This is a genomic window from Caenispirillum salinarum AK4, from assembly GCF_000315795.1.
GTDB lineage: Bacteria > Pseudomonadota > Alphaproteobacteria > Rhodospirillales > Rhodospirillaceae > Caenispirillum > Caenispirillum salinarum.
This window is the reverse complement of sequence record NZ_ANHY01000037.1, coordinates 34410-54041: the sequence shown is the minus strand read 5'-3', so window position 1 is coordinate 54041 and position 19632 is coordinate 34410. Positions and strand designations below refer to the sequence as shown.

The window sequence follows — 19632 nt, the reverse complement described above, 5'->3', positions numbered from 1 at the left end:
ACCACCTCGGACTACGACCGCGAGAAGCTCCAGGAGCGTCTGGCGAAGCTGGCCGGCGGCGTGGCCGTCATCAAGGTCGGCGGCGCGACCGAGGTCGAGGTGAAGGAGAAGAAGGACCGCGTGGACGACGCCCTTCACGCCACCCGCGCGGCCGTCCAGGAAGGCATCGTCGCCGGTGGCGGCGTGGCGCTGCTGTACGCCATCAAGGCGCTGGAAGGCCTGGAAGGCGGCAACCCGGACCAGAAGGTCGGCATCGAGATCGTTCGCCGCGCCCTGCAGACCCCGGTGCGCCAGATTGCCGAGAACGCCGGCCATGACGGCGCCGTGATCGCCGGCAAGCTGCTGGAGAAGATGGACGTCGACATGGGCTTCAACGCCCAGACCGGCGAGTTCGTCAATATGGTCCAGGCCGGCATCATCGACCCGACCAAGGTCGTGCGTGCGGCCCTGCAGGACGCCTCCTCCATCGCGGGCCTGCTCATCACCACCGAAGCCATGGTGGGCGAGATCCCCGAGAAGAAGGAAAGCGGCGCGCCCGACATGGGCGGCATGGGTGGCATGGGCGGCATGGGCGGCATGGGCTTCTAAGAGCCCGACCGTCCGGCCACCGGCCGAACGCCAAGAGGAAGGGGCCGCCCCGGCTGGGGCGGCCCCTTTTCCATCTGCGTACGGCCCTCAACTTCCGGCGGGAGCGGCGTCTTCGGCGTCCTCCGCCGGCTTCGTGAAGCTGATTTCCATCGTCTGTCCGTTGCTTGTCGAATGGCTGCCGCCGCCACCGACGCTGAAGACGAGGATATCGATTCCCGCTCTGCCTTCCTGCCGCTCGACCGCCGTCACTCCGAAGGTCGCCTTCATCGTCTGGGGCGACAGCTGGGGGCCGTCAGCGGAATCCAGGCCCGACAACACCGCCTGCCGAACATCGAGGATCGCATAGGCCAGCGGGGCGGTGGTCTTGAGCCCGCGGCGCTGGTCCATGACCGCCTGGCATTTTTCGTCCCTGCCGACTTCTTCAAGCGGCGCCGACAGAAGGGCGCCGCCGGGGCCCTGGGTCGGGACATTGAAGGTCATTTCGAAGGTCTGGACACCGCTGCGCTCGGTCGCCGCCGAGGCTCCGCCGCCGATGGGCAGCGTCACCAGTTGAAACTCGACCCCGCCGTCGACGGTCCGTTTCGCAACCGCTTTCGCGGTCAGCTTCACCGTCTCGGGCCGGAGGCCCAGGCTTTTGTCGGACGGGCACATCTTCCTCTGATCTTCAAGAAACCCGCCCATGACCGCGAGTTCCTGCTGAACAGCAGAAACCATGTCTTCCATTGCTACGGCGCTTGGCTCGATCGGCCGATCGGCTCCGGCGCACGCCGCCAGGGCCAGGGGTGTTGCAGCCAGCAGTGCCGTCTTGAAGAAGCGAAGGCGCATCTTACCATCTCTGAAAGGTGGTGAATGAGGTATGATGCTCTTGATTCGTGTTCCGACAAGCGGCGAAGGGGAGGGGTACCTCGAAAGATAAGAGCCGGCGAGACGTCTCGCCGGCTCCGGTCGCGCCCGTACGTGATCCTTTATCTACTCTGCCGCCAGGATGTGGCCGTCCTTGCCGGTTCCATGCGGCGCGGCCGGCAGGTGCACGGGGCGCAGGCCGAGGCGCGTGATCACGGCCTTGGCGAAGCCGCCGGTGCCCACCTTGCGCCAGCTCGTGCTCTGATGGTGGAGGTCGGGGGTGTGGATGCCGTCCTCGATGGTGCGGGCCCAGGCGTTGTGGATGCGCGTCGCGTCGTCCTCAAGGCCGAGGTGCATCAGAAGGTCGACGGCCGCTAGCAGCAGGCCCGAGGGGTTGGCCTCGTCCTGGCCGGCACGGCTGAAGGCGGGGCCGTGGGCGCAGGCGAAGGCGTCGCCGCCGCGGCCGCTGATGGTCAGCGACGTCAGCGTCGTGCCCCCGGCCAGCCGCGTCGCCACCCCGGCGACCACGGCGCCGTGCACGGCCGGGACCACCACGGCCTCCAGGCTGCCCGGCTCGGTGACGAGTTGCGCCGTCGCCGCGTCCACCGGGCGGCGCTCTACCTGCAGCCGGTCGGCGGGCGCGTGCGCCATGACCGCGTCCACCAGGGTGTCATCGGCGCGGCTGCCGCCCGTGAGCACGGTCAGCCGCCGCCGTCCGTGAGCCCGGGCCGCCTCCACCGCCACGCGCGCGACCGCGCCGGGACGATCGTCGAGCGCGCGCACCACCGTCAGGTCCAGGCCCGGTGTCGCCGCCCGGACGAAGGGCGCCGGCGCCCGCGCCCGCCGCACCTCCGCCACCACTGCGGCCTCGGCGTGCAGGTCCCGCACCGTCTCCGCCTTCAGCGGCCCGCACAGCAGCGCGCCGCTGTTGCGTGCGATGGCGGCGGCGCGGCTTGCGGGCGCGAACTCCACGGCCAGGGGCGCGCCGGCTTCCTCCAGGATGCGCAGCACCGCGTCGGCGATCTCGGGACCGACGCCGTCGCCTTCGCAGACGGTGATGGGGATCGGGGTGGTCATAAGGGCCTCCTTGTCGCGCGCGCGGCCGGGGAGCCGGATTGGGGGACGGGGGAGTACCGCAGCGCACGACCATGACATCGGTGCGCGGCGCGGGATTTCAAACGCTGAAAAACCCCCGAGTCGCGGATGGTTGTGCCGACTGTGTTTTCTCCGCATACTCCGGGCGGTTTCCGAAGAAGAGGTCCGCCATGTCCGGCAAGCCGCTGCCGCCGTTCCCCCTGGCCGCCGTCGCCGCGCCGTCCGCCGCCAAGGCCGCCGCCCGGCCGGCGCGTCCCGCCGGTCCCACCGTCATGCCCGGAGCACCGGCGCGCATGCCTGCCATGGCCGCCGTGCCGCCAGAGGCGCGCCTTGAGGAGGCGGTGACCCTGTGGCAGGACGGCCGTCGCGCCGATGCCGAGGCCACCGCCGCCGCGGCCCTGGGGCTGCCGAAGCGGCTGAAGGGGGCGGACAGGGCCAGGGCGCTGACGCAGATTGCCGAAAAGCTCTATTTCGCCGGTGACTACACGGAAGCCGCCGAGGCCGCCGGCCGCGCGCTCAAGGCCGACCGCACCGTTCTGTCCGCCCGCCTGATCCGCGCCGCCGCGCTGCGCGGCTGGGGACCGCTGGCCGACGCCGAGGCCGAGGCCCGCGCCGCCGTCAAGGCCGCACCCGGCAATCCGGCCGCCACCGACGGGCTGGTGGCGGTGCTGCTCGACCAGGGCCGCCCCGAGGACGCCGAAAAGGCCGTGCGCGCGCTGCTGGCCCGGGCGCCTTCGGCATCGGCCGCGCACGCGCTGCTCGGCCGCCTGCTGCGCCGGCGCGGCCGGTACGACGAGGCGGTGGCGGCCGTGAAGGCGGCGCTGGGCTGCCCGGACGCGCAGCCGCCGCGCCTGCTGTGGGTGCTGGGGGCGACCCTGCACGACGCCGGCCGCTATGACGAGGCCATCGACGCCTTCCGGCGCTCCATCGCGCTGGCGCCCAAGGTGGGCGACGCCCATGCCGCGCTGGTCGAAAGCCTGCAGGCCGCCGGCCGCCATGCCGAGGCCGTCGAGGCGGTCAAGGCCGCGCGCAAGGCCGTGCCGGGCTACGACAAGCGGTTCCTCGACCTGCTGTACGAGGCGCCGCCGACCGCCATTCCCGATGCTCCGGCCGATCCCAGCCGCGTGATCCTGGTCAACGGCTTCGGCCACTATCCGGCGGTGCCCCTGGGCATCTCGCTGGTGAAAAGCTAGGTGGCGGAAAAGGGCGAGGGGTTCGAGGCGTCCTGCGCCGACACCAACGCCTGGCGGTTCGACGGCCTGTACCGGGCCCTGCGCGACGACGCCCTGTACCCGTCCTTCGAGGACCGCGAGGCCTTCGTTGCCGCCGGCACGGTGTTCCGCGAGGGCGGGGCCGAGTTCGATGATCCCACCACGTATGACCGGCATTTGCAGCCGTTCATCAAGTATTTCTCGCTGTTCTACGACAACGGGCTGAACCGCGTGCGCCGCGCGGAAGGCGCCGGTGCGCCGACGCCCTGGTGGGTGATCCGCGATGCCGAGGCGCTGGTGGCCACGCGGCCGGGCGTGGTGGGTATCTCCATCACCTACACCGACCAGCTGCCCTATGCGGTGCTGCTGGCGCGCACCATCCGCCGGCTCGACCGCAGCATCCGCATCGTCTTCGGCGGGGGCTTCTTCAAGGCCGTGAACCTGGACGGCTTTCTGGCCGAGGACTACGTGGATTATCTGGTCCTGCACGCCGGCGAGGCCTGCTTCCTGGCGCTGGTGGAGGCCCTTCGGTCGGGCGCCGACCCGCTGCCGGAAATCCCGGGGCTGGCCTTCCACGACCCGGCGACAGGCCGGGCCAAGGTCAGCAGCGACGGCTTCCCGGTGGACTACAACACCCAGCCGTTCGCCGATTTCGCCGACTTCGACCCGCCGCAGTACTTCGTGCCCGAGCCGGTCTATCCGGTGCTGTCGTCGCGCGGCTGCTACTGGCGGCGCTGCACCTTCTGCAACCATTTCGCCTCCTACGCCGGGACCTACAAGACCCAGGCCATCGACCGCGTCGTACGCGAGATGGCGCACCAGCAGGAGGCGCGCGGGGCGCGGCTGTTCACCTTCGTCGACGAGATGATCTCGGCCAAGCGCTTCAAGAAGATCAGCGAGGAAATCCTGGCGCAAGGGCTGGACCTGCACTACTACGCGCTCGCCAAGCCTACCGCCGACTTCACGCCCGAAATCCTTCAACTCATGCACAAGGCCGGCTGCCGCGCCGTCTACTGGGGACTGGAGAGCGGGTCGGAGCGCATCCTGGCGCTCATGGACAAGGGCAACACGGTGGAGTCTTCGGAAACGACGCTGCGGCTGGCGTCGGAGGCGGGCATCCGCAATCACATCTTCCTGATCGTCGGCTTCCCCACGGAAACGCGGGACGACCTGGACGACACCGTCGACTTCATGCTGCGCAACAGCGCGTACATCGACCAGATCCTGTGCGGCCATTTCGTGCTGGAGCCCGGCACGCCCATTCACGACCGCCCGACAGAGTTCGGCATCCGCAAGGTCTACTACAAGCGCTCGCTCGCCAACGGCGAACTGGTGGGCTTCGAGCCCGACGGCTGGCTGGACCAGCAGACCGCCGGGCGCTATGCCGAGGTGCTGCGCGATCACGTTTTCGACCTGTTCAGCCCGCGCGGCCGCTACTTCGGGACGCCGCGCGACCACATCATCGCGTGCTACGCAAGCCAGCCCACGGGCACGCCGCGCTTCGACAAGGACCTGCCGGGCACCGGCGCCGTGCGCGCCATGCTCAACGCGCCCGACAGCGTGCCCAAGGTGAAGACCTTCGACCTGCAACCGGTGTGGTGACCGCCGCTTGCCCTGGCGCCGGATTCTGTCCATCTAGGGGACAGTGATCTCAACCGGTTCGGTGAAGGAGGGTTTGCATGGACGTGCGGCGGCTGATGGAAGGCGTTCTCGGCTCCAGCGGAGCGCGCGAGCTGGAGCGGGAGGCGCGCCGCATGATGGGCGGCGGCTCCGGCGGTCAGCACTCCTCCGGCCAAGGCGGTGGCGGCAAGGGCGGCTCCGGCTTCACCGGCGGCATGATGGGCGGTGCGCTGTCCGGCGGCCTCATCAATCTGGTGATGGGGTCCAAGAAGGGCCGCAAGATGGGCGGCAAGGCGCTGAAGTACGGCGGCGCGGCGCTGCTGGCGGGCCTGGCCTACAAGGCATGGTCGGACTGGAAGGGCAACCGCGACCCGCAGGAAGCCGCGCCGGCCCGCGTGGGGCAGGGTGCGGGGCTCGACCTGGCGCCGCCGCCGGCCTCCAGCGGCTTCACCCCCGACAGCGATCAGGACAGCGCCGGCGCCGACTTCCGCCTGGCGTTGATCCGCGCCATGATCGCCGCCGCCAAGTGCGACGGCCACATCGATCGCGACGAACACGCCCGCATCCAGCAGCAGATCGCCGAACAGGAGCTGTCGTCCGAGGAGAAGGGGTTCCTGCTGGATGCCTTCTCGGAGGAGTCGGATGCCTTCGCCGTCGCCCGCCTCGCCCGCACGCCGGAGCAGGGGGCGGAGCTGTACGCGGCCTCCAGGCTTGCCATTGATCCCGACGTACCGGCCGAGCACCAGTACCTGGAGCGGCTGGCCGGCGCGCTGGGGCTGCCGCGCGACCTGATCAGCCACCTGGACGCCAAGATCGAGGCAGCGCGCCTGGAACTGGGCCGCGAGGAGGCCTGACGCCATGGGCGTTCTCGACCGCATCGACACAGGCTTTCTCAAGCGCGGCGCACGGTCCGTGCGGCGCGAGGACGTGACGGCGACGCTCCGCCGTGCACGCGAGGTGGAGACCAAGATGACCGGCGGCGCCCTGGCGCGTTTCGCCGGCGAGGGTCGCCTGCTGCTGCGCCTGCTGGACGACTGGCGCACCGGGCGGTACCGGGACGTGTCGTGGAAAACGATCGCGTCGGTGGTGTTCGCGCTGCTCTACGTGCTCAATCCCATGGACCTGATGCCCGACGTCATCATCGCGACCGGGTTGCTGGACGACGCGACGGTGCTGGGGCTGGCATTGAAGCTGATCGGGCAGGACCTCAGGCGCTACGAGGCCTGGAGGGCCGGCACCGGGGATGCGGCCTTCGTTCCGGGTCCGGCCGAGGAGGCCGCGGCCATCGAGCGCGGCGCCTGAGCCGGCGGCGGGGCGGGGGGGCTGCGGCGGGGTATACGGCCGCCCGTTGCTCTGTTGTAATAAAAAGTGGTACAGGCATGCGGTCTATCCCCAGCCTGGACCACATCGCATGATCTTCCGCTACCTTCGCGCCCGCGCCGCCCTTCTTGCTTTTGTCCTGGCGTCGTCCGCCTGCACGACGGTTGAGGTCTCGGAGGAAACGCGCGCCGACCTTCGCGTCGGGGCTGCCGTGGCGGATGCCATGCCCACGGCCCGCGCGGCGGTCCCTGATGGCTGGCGGCTGCTTCCGCCGGTCGAGATCGAGCGGTTCGTAGCCGGGCGGACGCTCAACGTCCACTACCTCAGCAGCAATCCCGAGGTGTTCCAGTACGGCTTCACCGGCACCGCCGTGTCGCGCCAGCGCGTGGCGGGCGGCATGGGCGTGACGGCAGTGCAGGGCGGCACCTGGGAGGTGGATCGGGGCCGGCTGTGCGCCAACTGGAACGTGCGCCTGTGCTATGACGTGTTCACCAACGGCGAGGTCGTCCTGGCGCGCCGGACGTACGGCGGCCGCTCCTACGTCGACCTCTGGGACCCGCAGACGCCGGGTTATCAGCCACCCGCCGAAGGTCCTGCCGCCCGCCTGACGCGAGCGGAGGTGCGCGCCTGCGCCATGGAGATGAGCCCGGCCGTGCGCGAGGTCTACACGCGGTTCGAGGCACGCGCCCGGGACGGATTTGGCGCCGATTTCGACCGGCATCCCGACATGACGCCGGCCACCGTGCGGGGGCTTCTTCGCGACGTCGTGATAGAGGCCGTCGCCGATGACGCGATCACGCCCGATGAGGCAAGGACCATGCGGTCCACCCTCGGCTTGTGTTTCCGGCCGGCCGGCGGCGCGGCGTCGTCGTGACGGGACACGAGGGGCAGCGTGGCGGCCCCTCGTGTCCCACGCGACCGATCAGGTCTTGAACTGGTCCCGCAGGCGTTCGAGCATCACCTTGATGTTGTTCTCGTTGTAGGCCTTGGTGAAGAAGGCCAGCATGCTGTCGGGCATGGGCATCTGCGAACCGTACTCGGCCTCCAGTTCCACCTTGGTGCCGTTGTCCTCGGGCGTGAACTTCCAGGTGAAGGTGCCCGGCGTCGGGCCCGACAGGCTGTAGGTCACCTTGCGGTTCTGCTCTGTCTCGGTGATCTCGACGACGCCGCGGATGGGCATGCCGGTGACCTCGTAGGTGTACTCGACCTTCGATTCCTTGCCCTTGGCGCCGCCGCCGCCCAGGTCGCCGGACTTCTGCATGCCGGGCGTCAGTTCGATCATCCGGATGGACGCGTCCATGAACTGGTAGACCTGCTCCACCGGAGCGGGAACGGTAATGCTGTCGACAATGCGAACCATGGTTGTTCCTCCGGGATCACTATTCGCGCTACCCGATCAACGCGGGGAAGGCGGGTGCGGGTCGCGGATCGGCGCGTCCGACGGCCGAACTGCGGAGTCAGCCGATCCACCACGCCGGCGAGCGCAGCGCGCGGGCCACGAGGGCGTGGCGGCTGTTGCATTCAAGCTTGGCATGCAGGGACTTTAGGTAGCTTTTGACCGTGCCGGTGGTCAGCCCGAGCCTCGCGGCGATGTCCGGCACGCCGTGACCCTGGGCGACAAGGCCGAGAACGCCGGCCTCCGACGGCGTCAGCCCGTGGGCTTCCATGAAGCGGTGTCTGGCGGCGCCTGATCCAGTCAGGCCGCGCCATGGTGCGACAGCGACCAGGGCGAGGGTACCGACCTCGGTATCGCCCGGTCTCCGGCTCCTCACCGAAGTGACGGCCACCTCGACGCGGTCGCCGTCGCCGGCATCGAGCAGGACGGCACCGCCCGGCGGGCCGCCGGCCCGCGTCGCCGCCACGGCATCGGCCACAAGCCGGGCGAGTTGCCGGTCGGCCGAGGGCGCGCCCGTGCCGAGCACGCCGGCCCGGCAGCGCAAGGCCTTGCTGCCCGAGAGGAAGCGCTCCGCCGCGCTGTTCATTTCCAGGACGCGGAGCCGGCGGTCCACCACCAGGACCGGCTGGATCAGGCCGTCGAGCGCAGCCTGCAGGCGCATCCGCCCGGCCCTGGCGCCGCCAAGCAGCCGGCGCAACGTCATGGCGCGTGCGATGTGCGGGCTGGCCTGCCTGAGCATCTCCACCGACCGGCGGCCGAAGGGGCCCCGGCGCGGACCACGCACGAAGTTGACCACGGTCATCGCCCCCTCGGGCGACCGGAAGTTGAGCCCGCAGCCGTGACGGTCGCCGAAGCGGCGCAGATAGTCGTTGTAGAACGCGCTGTCCACGAGATCCGCCTCGGGGACGAGGTCCTCGCTCGCGCACGGCTCCCCGGACGGCGGCCCTCTCCTCAGGGCGGCCTCGGCCCACAGGTCCTTGCGGAAGTGGTGGTCCTGGTAGGCCGCGACCTGCTCCGCCGGATAGCCGCTTGTGGCGAAGCCGTCGGGGCGTCCCGGCATCGATCCGAACATGGCGCCCTTTTCGGCGCCGACGACGGCGGTCAGGGCGGCGACGGCCTCGGTCCACAGCGCCGGGGTCTCGACGGTCTCGTAGAGCAGGGCAACGGCGTCATCCATCTGGGGCATCCGCTCCTCCTGGCCGCCGGTCCGTTCGATCACGCCCAGGATAAGGATGCCACAGGGCGGCGAGATGTAACCAATCCGTCACATGGGCAGGCGACGTGGGAAGCCGTGGTAGCACGCCGGGCACGTCAACCCCCGGATGGGGGTTTTGCCGGCCCCGGGGTTGCGTCAGGCTTTTCGGGGCATGCAACCACGCAACAGGTGAAACGGGAGACCGCAGCCATGTCCAGGATCAGGCTTCCCCTGCTGGCGCTCGCGCTGGCCGTTGCTCTGCCTTCAGCCGCCTCCGCGGAAGGCATGGGGCCTCCGGAGGAGACCGTCGCGCAGATCAACGAGAAGTGGAACCGGGCCTTCAACAGCGGCGACGCCGAGGGGCTGGCGGCGCTGTATGCGCCCGATGCCGTCGTGTCGCCCGGCAACGGGCAGGTGGTTCAGGGGCGCGACGCCATCCGCGACCTGTTCCAGGCCTTCATCGATTCCGGTGCCGGCAACCACGAGCTGACGCCAGTGGTCGTGGGCAGCAAGGGCCCGGGGCTCCATCAGGTTGCCGAGTGGTCGGCGCTCGGCGGCGAACAGGACGGCGAGCGTCCGGCGTTCGGCGGGATCATGATGAACGTCTACGAACGGGACCCGCAGACGGGGGAATGGCTGTCACAGTCCCACGTCTGGAATACCGGCGGCTAGAAGGGCCGTCGGCGGACGCGCCCCGGGGGCGACCAGCCCTCGCAGCACCCGGGGCGCGTCCTTCGCGGGGCGCGGAGACGCTGCCGGAACGCACGAATGAGAAAGGGACGCCCGCGGCTGCGGGCGTCCCTCGCCTTTTCGTGTTTTCAGCCGGCCTCAGCCGCCGATTTCCCACCAGCCGCGGCGCGGCTTGACCGGCAGGTCCTCGGGCTCCGGCGTCGAGGCGGCGGCCGTCGCCGGGGCGGGGGCTTCCTCCTCGGCGGCCTCTTCCTCGGCCGGCTCCGGCGCAGGAGCGGTCGTCTCGGCCACCGGCTCGGACGGTGCCTCGGGTTCCGGCTCGGGGCGCGGTTCCGGCTCGGCGGTCACCGTGGCGGTCGTTTCCGCCGGCTGGGCCGGCTGCGGCATCGCGTCCCACCAGCCGGTGCGCGGCTTGACGGGTTCCGACGTCACATGCACATGGACCGTCCGGCCGGCGCTGTCGGAGTCCGCGTCCGCCTCGGCGGCTTCGGCCATGGCCTCGCGGGCCTCGGCGCGTGCAGCTTCCTCCTCGGCGCCTTCCGTCGCCTCGGCGGTTTCCGGCTTGCGGGTGCGGCGGCGGCGCGGCTTGCGGCCGGCGGCGGGTGCGGGTTCCTCGTCCACGTCGGGCGTCAGATGGCCGCCCTCGTCCTCGTCACTGACGGCAACCTCGACCTCGACCTCGGAGGGGTGCGGGTGATCCTCGGCGATCTCGGCGGCGACAGGAGCCGGCCGGGCGCCCTCGCGCTGCTCGTGCTCCTGATCCTGGTCCTGGTCCTGGTCCTGATCCTCGCCGGTCGCGGACTTGCGGCGGCGGCGGCCGCCCCGGCGGGACCGGCGGCGGCGGCGCTTGCCGTCCCCGTCCTCGCCCTCGTCCTCGTCGCCGCGCTCGTCCCGGCTTTCGTCCGAGGCCTCGGCGGCTTCGGCCTCGCGTTGCTCGCGCTCCTCCCGCGCCTCATCGTCGCGGTCGGCGGCCTCGGTGGCGCCGGCGGCGTCGCCCGCGGACTCGCCCTGGCCCTCCTGCGCCTCCACGGCGTCGCCGTTACGCTTCTTGCGACGGCGGCGGCGGCGGCGCTTCTTGCCGTTGCCCTTCTCGTCCTCATCCTCCTCGGCCTCGGCCTCGGCGCGTGCAGGCCTGGCGGCCTCGGCCGGTGCGGCGGCGGCGGGGGGAGTCTCCTCGGCCTCGTCCTCGTCGGGCGCGGCGGCGGCCTCGGCGGCGATGCGAACCTCTTCGCGGCGGTCGCCCTTGACCCGTTCCATGCGGTGGTCGGGCGGGATGAGGCTCTCGTCACCCTGGATGTAGACATGGATGCCGTAGCGCGCCTGGATGTCGCCCAGGGCCTCGCGCTTGTAGTTGAGGATGTAGAGCGCCACCGACGGATGCACGGTCACGGTCACCTCGGACGACCGCTGGCGCACGCCCTCTTCCTCGATGATGCGCAGGATGTGCACCGCCGTGGACTCGGTGGAGCGGATCATGCCCGTGCCGCCGCAGTGCGGGCAGCTGTGGAAACTGGTTTCCATCAGCGACGGGCGCAGGCGCTGGCGCGACAGTTCCAGCAGGCCGAAGGCGGAGATGCGGCCCACCTGGATGCGGGCGCGGTCGGTCTTCAGGGCTTCCTTGAGGCGCTTCTCGACGGCCGCGTTGTTGCGGTTTTCCTCCATGTCGATGAAGTCGATGACGATCAGGCCGGCCAGGTCGCGCAGGCGCAGCTGGCGGGCGATCTCGTCGGCGGCCTCCAGGTTGGTCTTGACCGCCGTCTCCTCGATGTGGCGCTCCTTGGTGGCGCGGCCGGAGTTGACGTCGATGGCGACCAGGGCTTCCGTCTGATTGATGACGACGTAGCCGCCCGAGCGCAGCTGCACGACGGGGCTGTGCATGGCATCAAGCTGGCTGTCCACCTGATAGCGGTGGAACAGCGGCATGATGGGGTCGCGGTAGCGCTGGACCTTCTTCGCGTGGCTGGGGGTCAGCATCTTCATGAAGTCCTTGGCGAGGCGATAGCCTTCCTCGCCCTCCACCAGCACCTCTTCCAGGTCGGCGGAGTAGACGTCGCGGATGCTGCGCTTGATGAGGTTCGCTTCCTCGTGGATCAGCGCCGGCGCGCGGGACTCCATGGTCGTTTCGCGGATCTGGTTCCACGTGCGGATCAGGTAGTCGTAGTCGCGGCGGATTTCCGCCTTCGAGCGCTCCGACCCCGCGGTTCGCAGGATGACGGCCATGCCGGCCGGCACGTCCAGGTCCGACATGATGGTCTTCAGGCGGCGCCGGTCGGTGGCGTTGGTGATCTTGCGGGAGACGCCGCCGCCGCGGGCGGTGTTGGGCATCAGCACGCAGTAGCGGCCCGCCAGGCTGATGTAGGTGGTCAGCGCCGCGCCCTTGTTGCCGCGCTCTTCCTTGACCACCTGCACAAGCATGATCTGCTTGCGCTTGATGACTTCCTGGATCTTGTAGTTGCGCGCGGGCCTGGAACGGGCGCGGGGCGCGCGCTCTTCCTCGCCCTCGTCGCCGCCCAGATCCTCGACGTCGTCGCCGTTGTCGCCGTCGTCGTCCTCGGCGGCCTCGCGGGCGGCCTCGGCCTTCTGTTCCTCGATCAGCGCCTGCCGGTCGGCGACCGGGATCTGGTAGTAGTCGGGATGAATTTCACTGAACGCCAGAAACCCGTGGCGATTGCCGCCGTAGTCCACGAAGGCCGCCTGGAGCGACGGCTCCACGCGGATCACCTTGGCGAGGTAGATGTTGCCCTTGATCTGCTTCTTCGTGCTGGTTTCGACGTCGAAGGATTCAAGACGGGTTCCGTTGACGACCACCACCCGCGTCTCTTCCGAGTGCGTGGCGTCGATGAGCATACGCTTGACCATTAAACCTGTGACTCCGCATCGCCACCCCGCGGCGCGCGCGGCGCTCGGCGGGATGGGGGATCAATCCGACGAGGCGGCGTGCGGGTGATGCGGCATGGACAGGCGAGGCGGAAGCCTCCGGGAACGCGCGCTGATGCGCGTCCGTCGCGCGCGGCGCCGAAAGGGGCGCTGCGGACGCGGTCGGACGTTGCTTCGCTGTCAAAATGCCGTGGAACTGCAAACCGGCCTCGGACCAAAATTCGAACAGGCCGTCGGCGGCTGCTGGACTGTCTTCCAGCCTTCCGGCCGCCGTCACGCAAGTGCTGGGACGGCGGGTCAGGATCATCTCCGCCGACAGCGGAAATTCGCAAAACCAACATAGCGAGGGGCGGGCAGCCGTACAACGGTTTGTTGCCCGCGCACACACATTATTATGACGGCCGAACCGATACCGTCGCCCGAGTCGGGTTTTGCTTGCGTCGCGACTCCAGATCAGAGATCATGCGATGGTTCAACGAAAGCCGCTTAACCGGTTGTTAATCCCACGGGATGGCGGTTTCTACAAACACGGGCAGCGGCACCGCCGTTGATCCTGAGAGAGCGAGAGAGTGGCCGAGCCGGCCACACCGATGCGAGGGCGCGGCCGCCAGTCGGCCGCGCGGGTGTCCGAATGACGGCCGTGAGGGGGAAGATGGCCGGGAAGGCGCTTCCGAAACCGACCCGACGTAGCGTGGTGCTGGGTGGTGCTGCCGCCGCGGCGCTGACCGCCGTGCTTGGTCCCAGCCAGGCCTGGGCGCTGGTGCGCGCCTCGGGCGTGCGTCTCGGCGACCACCAGGACTTCACCCGCTTCGTCGTCGACCTGTCCAGCGAGGTGGACTTCTCCCTGTTCACCCTGCCCGAACCCTACCGCGTGGTGGTCGACCTGCCCGAGGTGGAATGGACTTTCGGCGAGGAACACATACCCACGGGCCGGGGCGTGGTCGACGCCCTGCGCTGGGGCCTGTTCCAGCCGGGCCAGTCGCGCATCGTGCTCGACCTGGTGCGTCCCGCCACCGTCAAGCAGGCCTTCCTGCTGCCGCCCAACGGCCAGACGGGCTGGCGGTTCGTGGTGGACCTGAAGGAAGCCAGCCACGCCACCTTCGTCGCCGCCGCCGGCCCGCGCAACCGCATCGGCGCGCTGAAGCCCGAGCTGACGCCGGACCGTCCGGTGCAGCAGGTGGCCATCCGTCCGACGCCGGTGGACCCCCGCCAGGACCCCAACCGCCAGAAGGTGATCGTGCTCGATCCCGGTCACGGCGGCGTCGACCCCGGCGCCATCGGCGCTTCGGGCGTCTATGAAAAGAACATCACGCTGGCGGCTGCGCGCGAATTCCGCGACATCCTCAACCGCTCGGGCAAGTACAAGGTCGTGCTGACCCGCGACCGCGACATTTTCCTGCCGCTGCGCGGCCGGTTCGAGGTGGCCCGGCGCCACAACGCCGACCTGTTCATCAGCCTGCATGCCGACAGCATCAAGAGCCCCGACGTGCGCGGCCTGTCGGTCTACACGCTGTCGGAGAACGCCTCGGACTCCGAGGCGGCGGCGCTGGCCGAGAAGGAAAACAAGGCCGACATCATCGCCGGCATCGACCTCAGCCACGAAAGCGCCGAGGTCACCAACATCCTCATCGACCTGGCCCAGCGCGAGACCATGAACCTGTCCTCGCGCATCGCCGAGGCGGTGATCGAAGAGTTGAAGCGCGACGTCAAGCTGCTGCGCCGCACCCACCGCTTCGCCGGCTTCGCGGTGCTCAAGGCGCCCGACGTGCCGTCGGTTCTGATTGAAATGGGCTACCTGTCCAACCGTGACGAGGAGCGCCTGTTGCGTCAGGCGTCATATCGCGCCAAGTTGGGCGGCGCGTTGCAGCGCGCTCTGGACGGCCACTTCAGCCGAACCCAGAAGGCGTACAGGCCGTAGCGTCATCGCACCTACGCCGTTCGCTCGGCCACATTTATGCCCTTCTGTCGTGCCAAACAGGGCCGATCAGGATATGAAGAGGCACGACGGCCCGCGCCGCCTTGACCGCGCGGGCGACCACGGATTGCCGGCAGGATGACTGACGAAAACAAGAAGCCCGTGTTGCGCGCCGAGCGCGACCCCGACGACGCGCCGCGCGGCGACAAGCCCAAGCGCGGCAAGGACTCTGGCAGCCGGAAGGGCAATGGCAACGGCAAGACGCCCGCCGGCGGCAAGCCCGCGCGCAAACGCCGCTCGCTGTTCGGGCGGCTGGTGGTGTTCACGCTCAGCCTCGGGTTCCTGGGCGCCATTGTCGGCGTGCTGGGCATCTTCGCGGTGCTGAACTACTACGGCCAGGACCTGCCCGACCACACCCAGCTTGCCGAATACGACCCGCCGGTGGCGACGCGCATCTATGCCGGCGACGGGCGGCTGATCACGGAATACGCCGTGCAGCGGCGCGTCTTCGTGCCGGTGGAGGCCATGCCCCGGCAGTTGATCGACGCCTTCATCTCCGCCGAGGACCAGAACTTCTACAGCCATCCGGGCCTGGACTTCAAAGGGCTGGCCCGCGCGGTTCTGACCAACATCAAGAACTACGGCACCGGGCGCCGGCCCGAGGGTGCGTCGACCATCACGCAGCAGGTCGCCAAGAACTTCTTGCTGACCAACGAGGTCTCCATCGAGCGCAAGATCAAGGAAGCCATCCTGTCCTTCCGCATCGAGCAGGCGTTCTCCAAGGACCATATCCTGGAGCTGTACCTGAACGAGATCTACCTGGGCGGCGGCTCCTACGGCGTGTCGGCGGCGGCGCTGAACTACTTCAACAAGTCGCTCGACCAGCTGACCATCGGCGAGATGGCCTATCTGGCCGCGCTGCCCAAGGCGCCCAACAACTACAATCCCTACCGCAACCGCGAGGCGGCCATCGAGCGCCGCAACTGGGTCATCGGGCGCATGCTGGAAGACGGCCACATCACCCCGGCCGAAGCCGAGCGTGCCCGCGCTGAGCCGCTGACGGTGCGCCCGCGCGAGGACACCGAACTGGTGGAGAACGGCGCCTACTTCGCCGAGGAGGTCCGCCGCGAGTTGCAGAACCGCTATGGCGACACGGGCCTGTACGAGGGCGGTCTGGCCGTGCGCACGTCGCTGGACCCGGAACTGCAGTCCATCGCCACCCGCGTCATGCGCGAGGGCCTGCTGGACTACGACCGCCGCCACGGCTGGCGCGGCCCGGTGGCGCACCTCGACGACCTGAACGACTGGTCGCGGGCGCTGCAGGACATCGAAAAGCCGGCCGCCGCGCTGGAGGACTGGCGCCTGGCCGTGGTGCTGGAGGTTTCCGCCGACCGGGCCCGCATCGGGCTGTCGGACCACGCCGGCACCATTCCCTTCGAGGAAGCCAAGTGGGCCCGCAAATGGCTAGAAAACCAGCGTTACGGCGCCCAGCCCAAGGACATGCACGACGTTCTGGAGGCCGGCGACGTGGTGCTGGTGGAACCGGTGTCCGAGGAGGACGCCGCCGACGGCGCGCCTGAGGCACCGGATGCCCGCACGACCGATTCTCCGCCGGCCGACGCGACGGACACCTACGCCCTGCGCCAGGTTCCCGATATCAACGGCGCCCTGGTCGCCATGGACCCCCACACTGGCCGCGTGCTGGCGATGGTCGGCGGGTTCTCGCTGAACGCGTCGGAGTTCAACCGGGCGACGCAGGCGTGGCGCCAGCCGGGCTCGGCGTTCAAGCCCTTCGTGTACATGACGGCGCTGGCCAACGGCTACACGCCGGCCTCCATCATCCTGGACGCGCCGGTGGAGTTCGACCAGGGGCCGGGCCTGCCCAAGTGGAAGCCCAAGAACTACAGCGGCGAGTACTACGGGCCGTCGACCCTGCGCATCGGCATCGAGAAATCGCGTAACCTGATGACGGTGCGCCTGGCGCACGCCGTCGGCATGGACGCGGTGGCAGATACCGCCGTGCGGTTCGGCGTCTTCGACGACATGCCGGAGCTTCTGTCCTACTCGCTGGGTGCCGGCGAGACGACGGTGCTGCGCATGACCACGGCCTATGCCCAGATCGTCAACGGCGGTAAGAAGATCACGCCGACCCTGATCGACCGCGTGCAGGACCGCACCGGCCGCACGGTCTTCCGCCACGACGACCGCGCCTGCACCGACTGCAAGGGCGTGTTCTGGACCGGCCAGGGCGTGCCGAGCGTGCCCGATGCGCGTGAGCAGGTCATCGATCCGGTGACGGCCTACCAGATGACCTCCATCCTGGAAGGCGTGGTCAAGCGCGGCACGGGCCGGCGCATCGCCGAGCTGGGCATTCCGCTGGCGGGCAAGACCGGCACCACCAACGACAGCCTGGACACCTGGTTCATGGGCTTTTCGCCCGACCTGGTGGTGGGCGTGTTCGTCGGCTTTGACGATCCGCGCACGCTGGGTCCGCGGGAGACCGGGTCGTCGGTGGCCGCGCCCATCTTCAAGGACTTCATGGCCGCCGCGCTCGACGGCAAGAAGACGCCGTTTCGCATCCCGCCGGGCGTCCAGCTGGTGCGCGTCAGCCATGACACCGGCCGCCCCGCCATGCCGGGGGACAGTGACGTGATCCTGGAAGCCTTCAAGCCCGGCCAGACGCCCTACAACCAGCGCCGCCTGGACGGCACGACCTATGCCGTCGGCCCCGGCGGCGTGGGCGACGACACCTACGCCGACGGCACGCTGGACGGCCTTGGCGGCGACGCCGGCGGGTTCGGGGGCGGAATGGACTCCGGCGGCCTGCCCGGATCCACCGGCGGCGGTACCGCACCCGGTTACGGCGAGCGTCCCACGGCCTCCGGCGGTGGCGGCGGCGGCGGCGCGCCGCAGGCCGGCGGGCTGTACTGACGCACCATCACCAACGGCGACGGCGGCCGGAGTGCTTCGGCCGCCGTCGGTCTTTCGGCGGTGCAACAGCCAAAAGGGGTTGACAACTGCAGCCTACGGCTCAGTCTCGAACATCATGATGTAACGTTGGGATATCCTTAACGCTTGGGAGGAGAGGCGCGGCATCTCGAAAATCTGGGCGCCATCTGGAGGCTGCCCTTGAAGCGCAAGGGCGCCGGATCCTCGTCGTCGAGGACCGGGAGGCCGACGAGGATCTGGTAGACGACATGATCGATCTGACGGCGAGCTTTACGGCACGGCTCTACGGGAAGCGCTCGGTCCGTCGTAGGGCGACGAAAGCGGCGGAAGCGCTGAAGCCATGATGCGGACCTTCGGCACGATCATCCGCAGCGAGCAAGCGGAGGCGGTACTGGCGCCGTTCGCGGCCCGTATGGCCCGAGCCCGCCACTGGCAGTTCCGGGAGTTGCATATCAAGGGCCGGCCGAAGCTGGCGGTCCGCAAGGAGGCGCAGCAACGGTTCGGTCTGACCAAGCGGCAGGCCCTTGCCAACGAGTTCGATCTCGACCAAGCGGTCACCGCCTGGCGCGGTATGATGCGCAACAGGATTGATCGGCTTCGGGACCGCATGGAGCAGACGGAGGGCCACATCGCGCGCCTGGAGCGCAAGATGGCCGGCGCGCCTCCGGCACTGCGCGCGTCGTTAAAGATGCGGTGCCACCAGAAGAAGCGCCACGTCGGCCGCTGCCGGGATACGATGGCGGCCTGCCAGAAGACGTTGGAGGGCCCGCCGGCGCTGTGCTTCGGCGGTCGCGATCTGCTGCGCCAAGGCGCTGTCGAGGCGTGGCGCGACAAGCGCCAAGGCCGCTTCCTGCTGGTGGGATCGAAGGACGAGACGGCGGGCAACCAGACGGCCCAATACGACCCATACAACGGGCGGCTGGTCCTACGCCTGTCCGACGCAGATGCCGAGACCGCACGGGCGGCCGGTGCGCCCGTGGACAGGCGGGGCCGGGTAGTTTTCGAGAACGTGGTGTTCCGCTACGGCCAGCAGGATCTGGCTAACGCGGCGGAGCGTGGCATTGGGATCACCTTCCTGTTCTTTCGCGATGACAGGCGCCGGTGGCACCTCCGGGCCACCATCGAACAGCCCGAGGTGCCCAAGCTCACCGACATCCGGATTGCAACGGTTGGGGTGGACCTCAACGTCGAACATCTGGCCGTCGTGGTGACGGATCGCTACGGCAATCCGGTCGAGCGCGCGACGGTTCCGTTCCCTGTGGCCGGAACGGACGGCGGAACAGCCCAGGCAATGATCGGGGATGCCGTGAAGTGGGTCTGCGACCTGGCGCTGCGGTATGAGGCGGGCGTCGCCGTGGAAGACCTCGATTTCGGGCGCAAGAAGGCGGCCCTGAAGACCTACGGCCGCAAGCACGCCCGCCGCCTGTCGTCCTTCGCCTACAGCAAGTTCGGGGAGATGATTGCGAGCCGCTGCGGACGGCACGGCATCGACCTCACCCGCGTCAACCCTGCCTTCACCAGCGTGATCGGCGGGGTCAAGTATGCCACCGGCCGGGCGATGAGCCGGCATCATGCCGCCGCGCTCGTCATCGCGCGCCGGGCCCAAGGGTTCGAGGAGCGTTTCGTCTGCATGGGCGACAAGGCCCTCGGCGGTCCTGGAAGGAGCCAGCCGAGGCACCTGTGGTCCCGATGGCGGAACGTGCACTTGATGGCTTCCGCGGGAGGCACGGTGCCGCACGCACCGCGGAGGTCTGATGATGGGGCAACCGAAGACGGGCGGCTTGAGCCAAGAGCCGGGCCTGCGCGACGGCGACGGCGCACAGCGACAACCGCCTCCGGCCATCATCAAGTCCGGGCCGCCGTTGCCCGGGCGCGCGTCTGATACGTCAGATGCGAGACACATAAACGGTTGAGGAAGCCGCCGGTTTTCCGT

The 19632-nt window shown here is 69.5% G+C and carries 15 protein-coding genes; 10 read left to right on the top strand and 5 right to left on the bottom strand.

Features of this window, described 5'->3' with window-relative positions:
• Positions 1-588 (top strand): TCP-1/cpn60 chaperonin family protein (locus C882_RS22105; protein WP_043647224.1); only part of this gene is annotated, 588 nt, incomplete at its 5' end.
• A gap of 87 nt (positions 589-675) precedes the next feature.
• Here the strand turns inward: C882_RS22105 and C882_RS22100 are convergent.
• Both C882_RS22100 and C882_RS22095 read right to left on the bottom strand, forming a co-directional pair.
• Positions 676-1413 carry a trypco2 family protein gene (locus C882_RS22100; RefSeq protein ID WP_152415468.1) on the bottom strand — a complete coding sequence of 246 codons (738 nt, stop codon included), beginning with the start codon at positions 1411-1413 and terminating at the stop codon, positions 676-678.
• 144 nt (positions 1414-1557) lie between these two features.
• Complete coding sequence (locus tag C882_RS22095; protein WP_009542920.1) at positions 1558-2508, bottom strand: isocitrate/isopropylmalate family dehydrogenase; 951 nt, start codon at positions 2506-2508, stop codon at positions 1558-1560.
• Between the two features lie 188 nt (positions 2509-2696).
• Between C882_RS22095 and C882_RS22090 the strand changes: the two genes are divergently transcribed.
• The 5 genes from C882_RS22090 (at position 2697) to C882_RS22070 (ending at position 7551) form a co-directional block, all read left to right on the top strand.
• Positions 2697-3719: a tetratricopeptide repeat protein gene (locus tag C882_RS22090; protein WP_009542919.1), complete on the top strand. Its 1023-nt coding sequence runs from the start codon at positions 2697-2699 to the stop codon at positions 3717-3719.
• Entirely contained in the window at positions 3720-5339 is a 1620-nt protein-coding gene (locus C882_RS22085) for a B12-binding domain-containing radical SAM protein (protein WP_009542918.1), read from the top strand. It begins immediately after the preceding gene.
• Between the two features lie 77 nt (positions 5340-5416).
• Complete coding sequence (locus C882_RS22080) at positions 5417-6211, top strand: tellurite resistance TerB family protein (protein ID WP_009542917.1); 795 nt, start codon at positions 5417-5419, stop codon at positions 6209-6211.
• Between the two features lie 4 nt (positions 6212-6215).
• Positions 6216-6659, top strand: a complete 444-nt coding sequence (locus tag C882_RS22075) for a YkvA family protein (RefSeq protein WP_009542916.1) — start codon at positions 6216-6218, stop codon at positions 6657-6659.
• A 109-nt stretch (positions 6660-6768) separates the two neighbouring features.
• Entirely contained in the window at positions 6769-7551 is a 783-nt protein-coding gene (locus tag C882_RS22070) for a hypothetical protein (protein ID WP_009542915.1), read from the top strand.
• 48 nt (positions 7552-7599) lie between these two features.
• Here C882_RS22070 and C882_RS22065 read toward each other — a convergent pair whose 3' ends face one another.
• Both C882_RS22065 and C882_RS22060 read right to left on the bottom strand, forming a co-directional pair.
• Positions 7600-8037: an SRPBCC family protein gene (locus C882_RS22065; protein ID WP_009542914.1), complete on the bottom strand. Its 438-nt coding sequence runs from the start codon at positions 8035-8037 to the stop codon at positions 7600-7602.
• A 97-nt stretch (positions 8038-8134) separates the two neighbouring features.
• The gene (locus C882_RS22060; RefSeq protein ID WP_009542913.1) at positions 8135-9259 is read right to left on the bottom strand and encodes a helix-turn-helix transcriptional regulator; all 1125 of its coding nucleotides are present in this window, start codon (positions 9257-9259) and stop codon (positions 8135-8137) included.
• A 219-nt stretch (positions 9260-9478) separates the two neighbouring features.
• Here C882_RS22060 and C882_RS22055 point away from each other — a divergent pair, with 219 nt between their 5' ends.
• Positions 9479-9940, top strand: a complete 462-nt coding sequence (locus C882_RS22055; protein WP_052000266.1) for a YybH family protein — start codon at positions 9479-9481, stop codon at positions 9938-9940.
• A gap of 156 nt (positions 9941-10096) precedes the next feature.
• Here C882_RS22055 and C882_RS22050 read toward each other — a convergent pair whose 3' ends face one another.
• Entirely contained in the window at positions 10097-12817 is a 2721-nt protein-coding gene (locus C882_RS22050; RefSeq protein WP_009542911.1) for an Rne/Rng family ribonuclease, read from the bottom strand.
• A 670-nt stretch (positions 12818-13487) separates the two neighbouring features.
• On the opposite strand from C882_RS22050, the gene C882_RS22045 reads away from it, so the two are divergent.
• The 3 genes from C882_RS22045 to C882_RS22035 all read left to right on the top strand — a co-directional run bounded on the left by C882_RS22045 (position 13488) and on the right by C882_RS22035 (position 19581).
• Complete coding sequence (locus C882_RS22045; protein WP_085952463.1) at positions 13488-14753, top strand: N-acetylmuramoyl-L-alanine amidase; 1266 nt, start codon at positions 13488-13490, stop codon at positions 14751-14753.
• A gap of 135 nt (positions 14754-14888) precedes the next feature.
• Positions 14889-17681 carry a penicillin-binding protein 1A gene (locus C882_RS22040; RefSeq protein WP_009542909.1) on the top strand — a complete coding sequence of 931 codons (2793 nt, stop codon included), beginning with the start codon at positions 14889-14891 and terminating at the stop codon, positions 17679-17681.
• A 358-nt stretch (positions 17682-18039) separates the two neighbouring features.
• Positions 18040-19581 (top strand): IS200/IS605 family accessory protein TnpB-related protein, encoded by a 1542-nt coding sequence (locus tag C882_RS22035; protein WP_009542908.1) that lies wholly within the window; start codon positions 18040-18042, stop codon positions 19579-19581.
• The last annotated feature ends 51 nt before the right edge of the window (positions 19582-19632 follow it).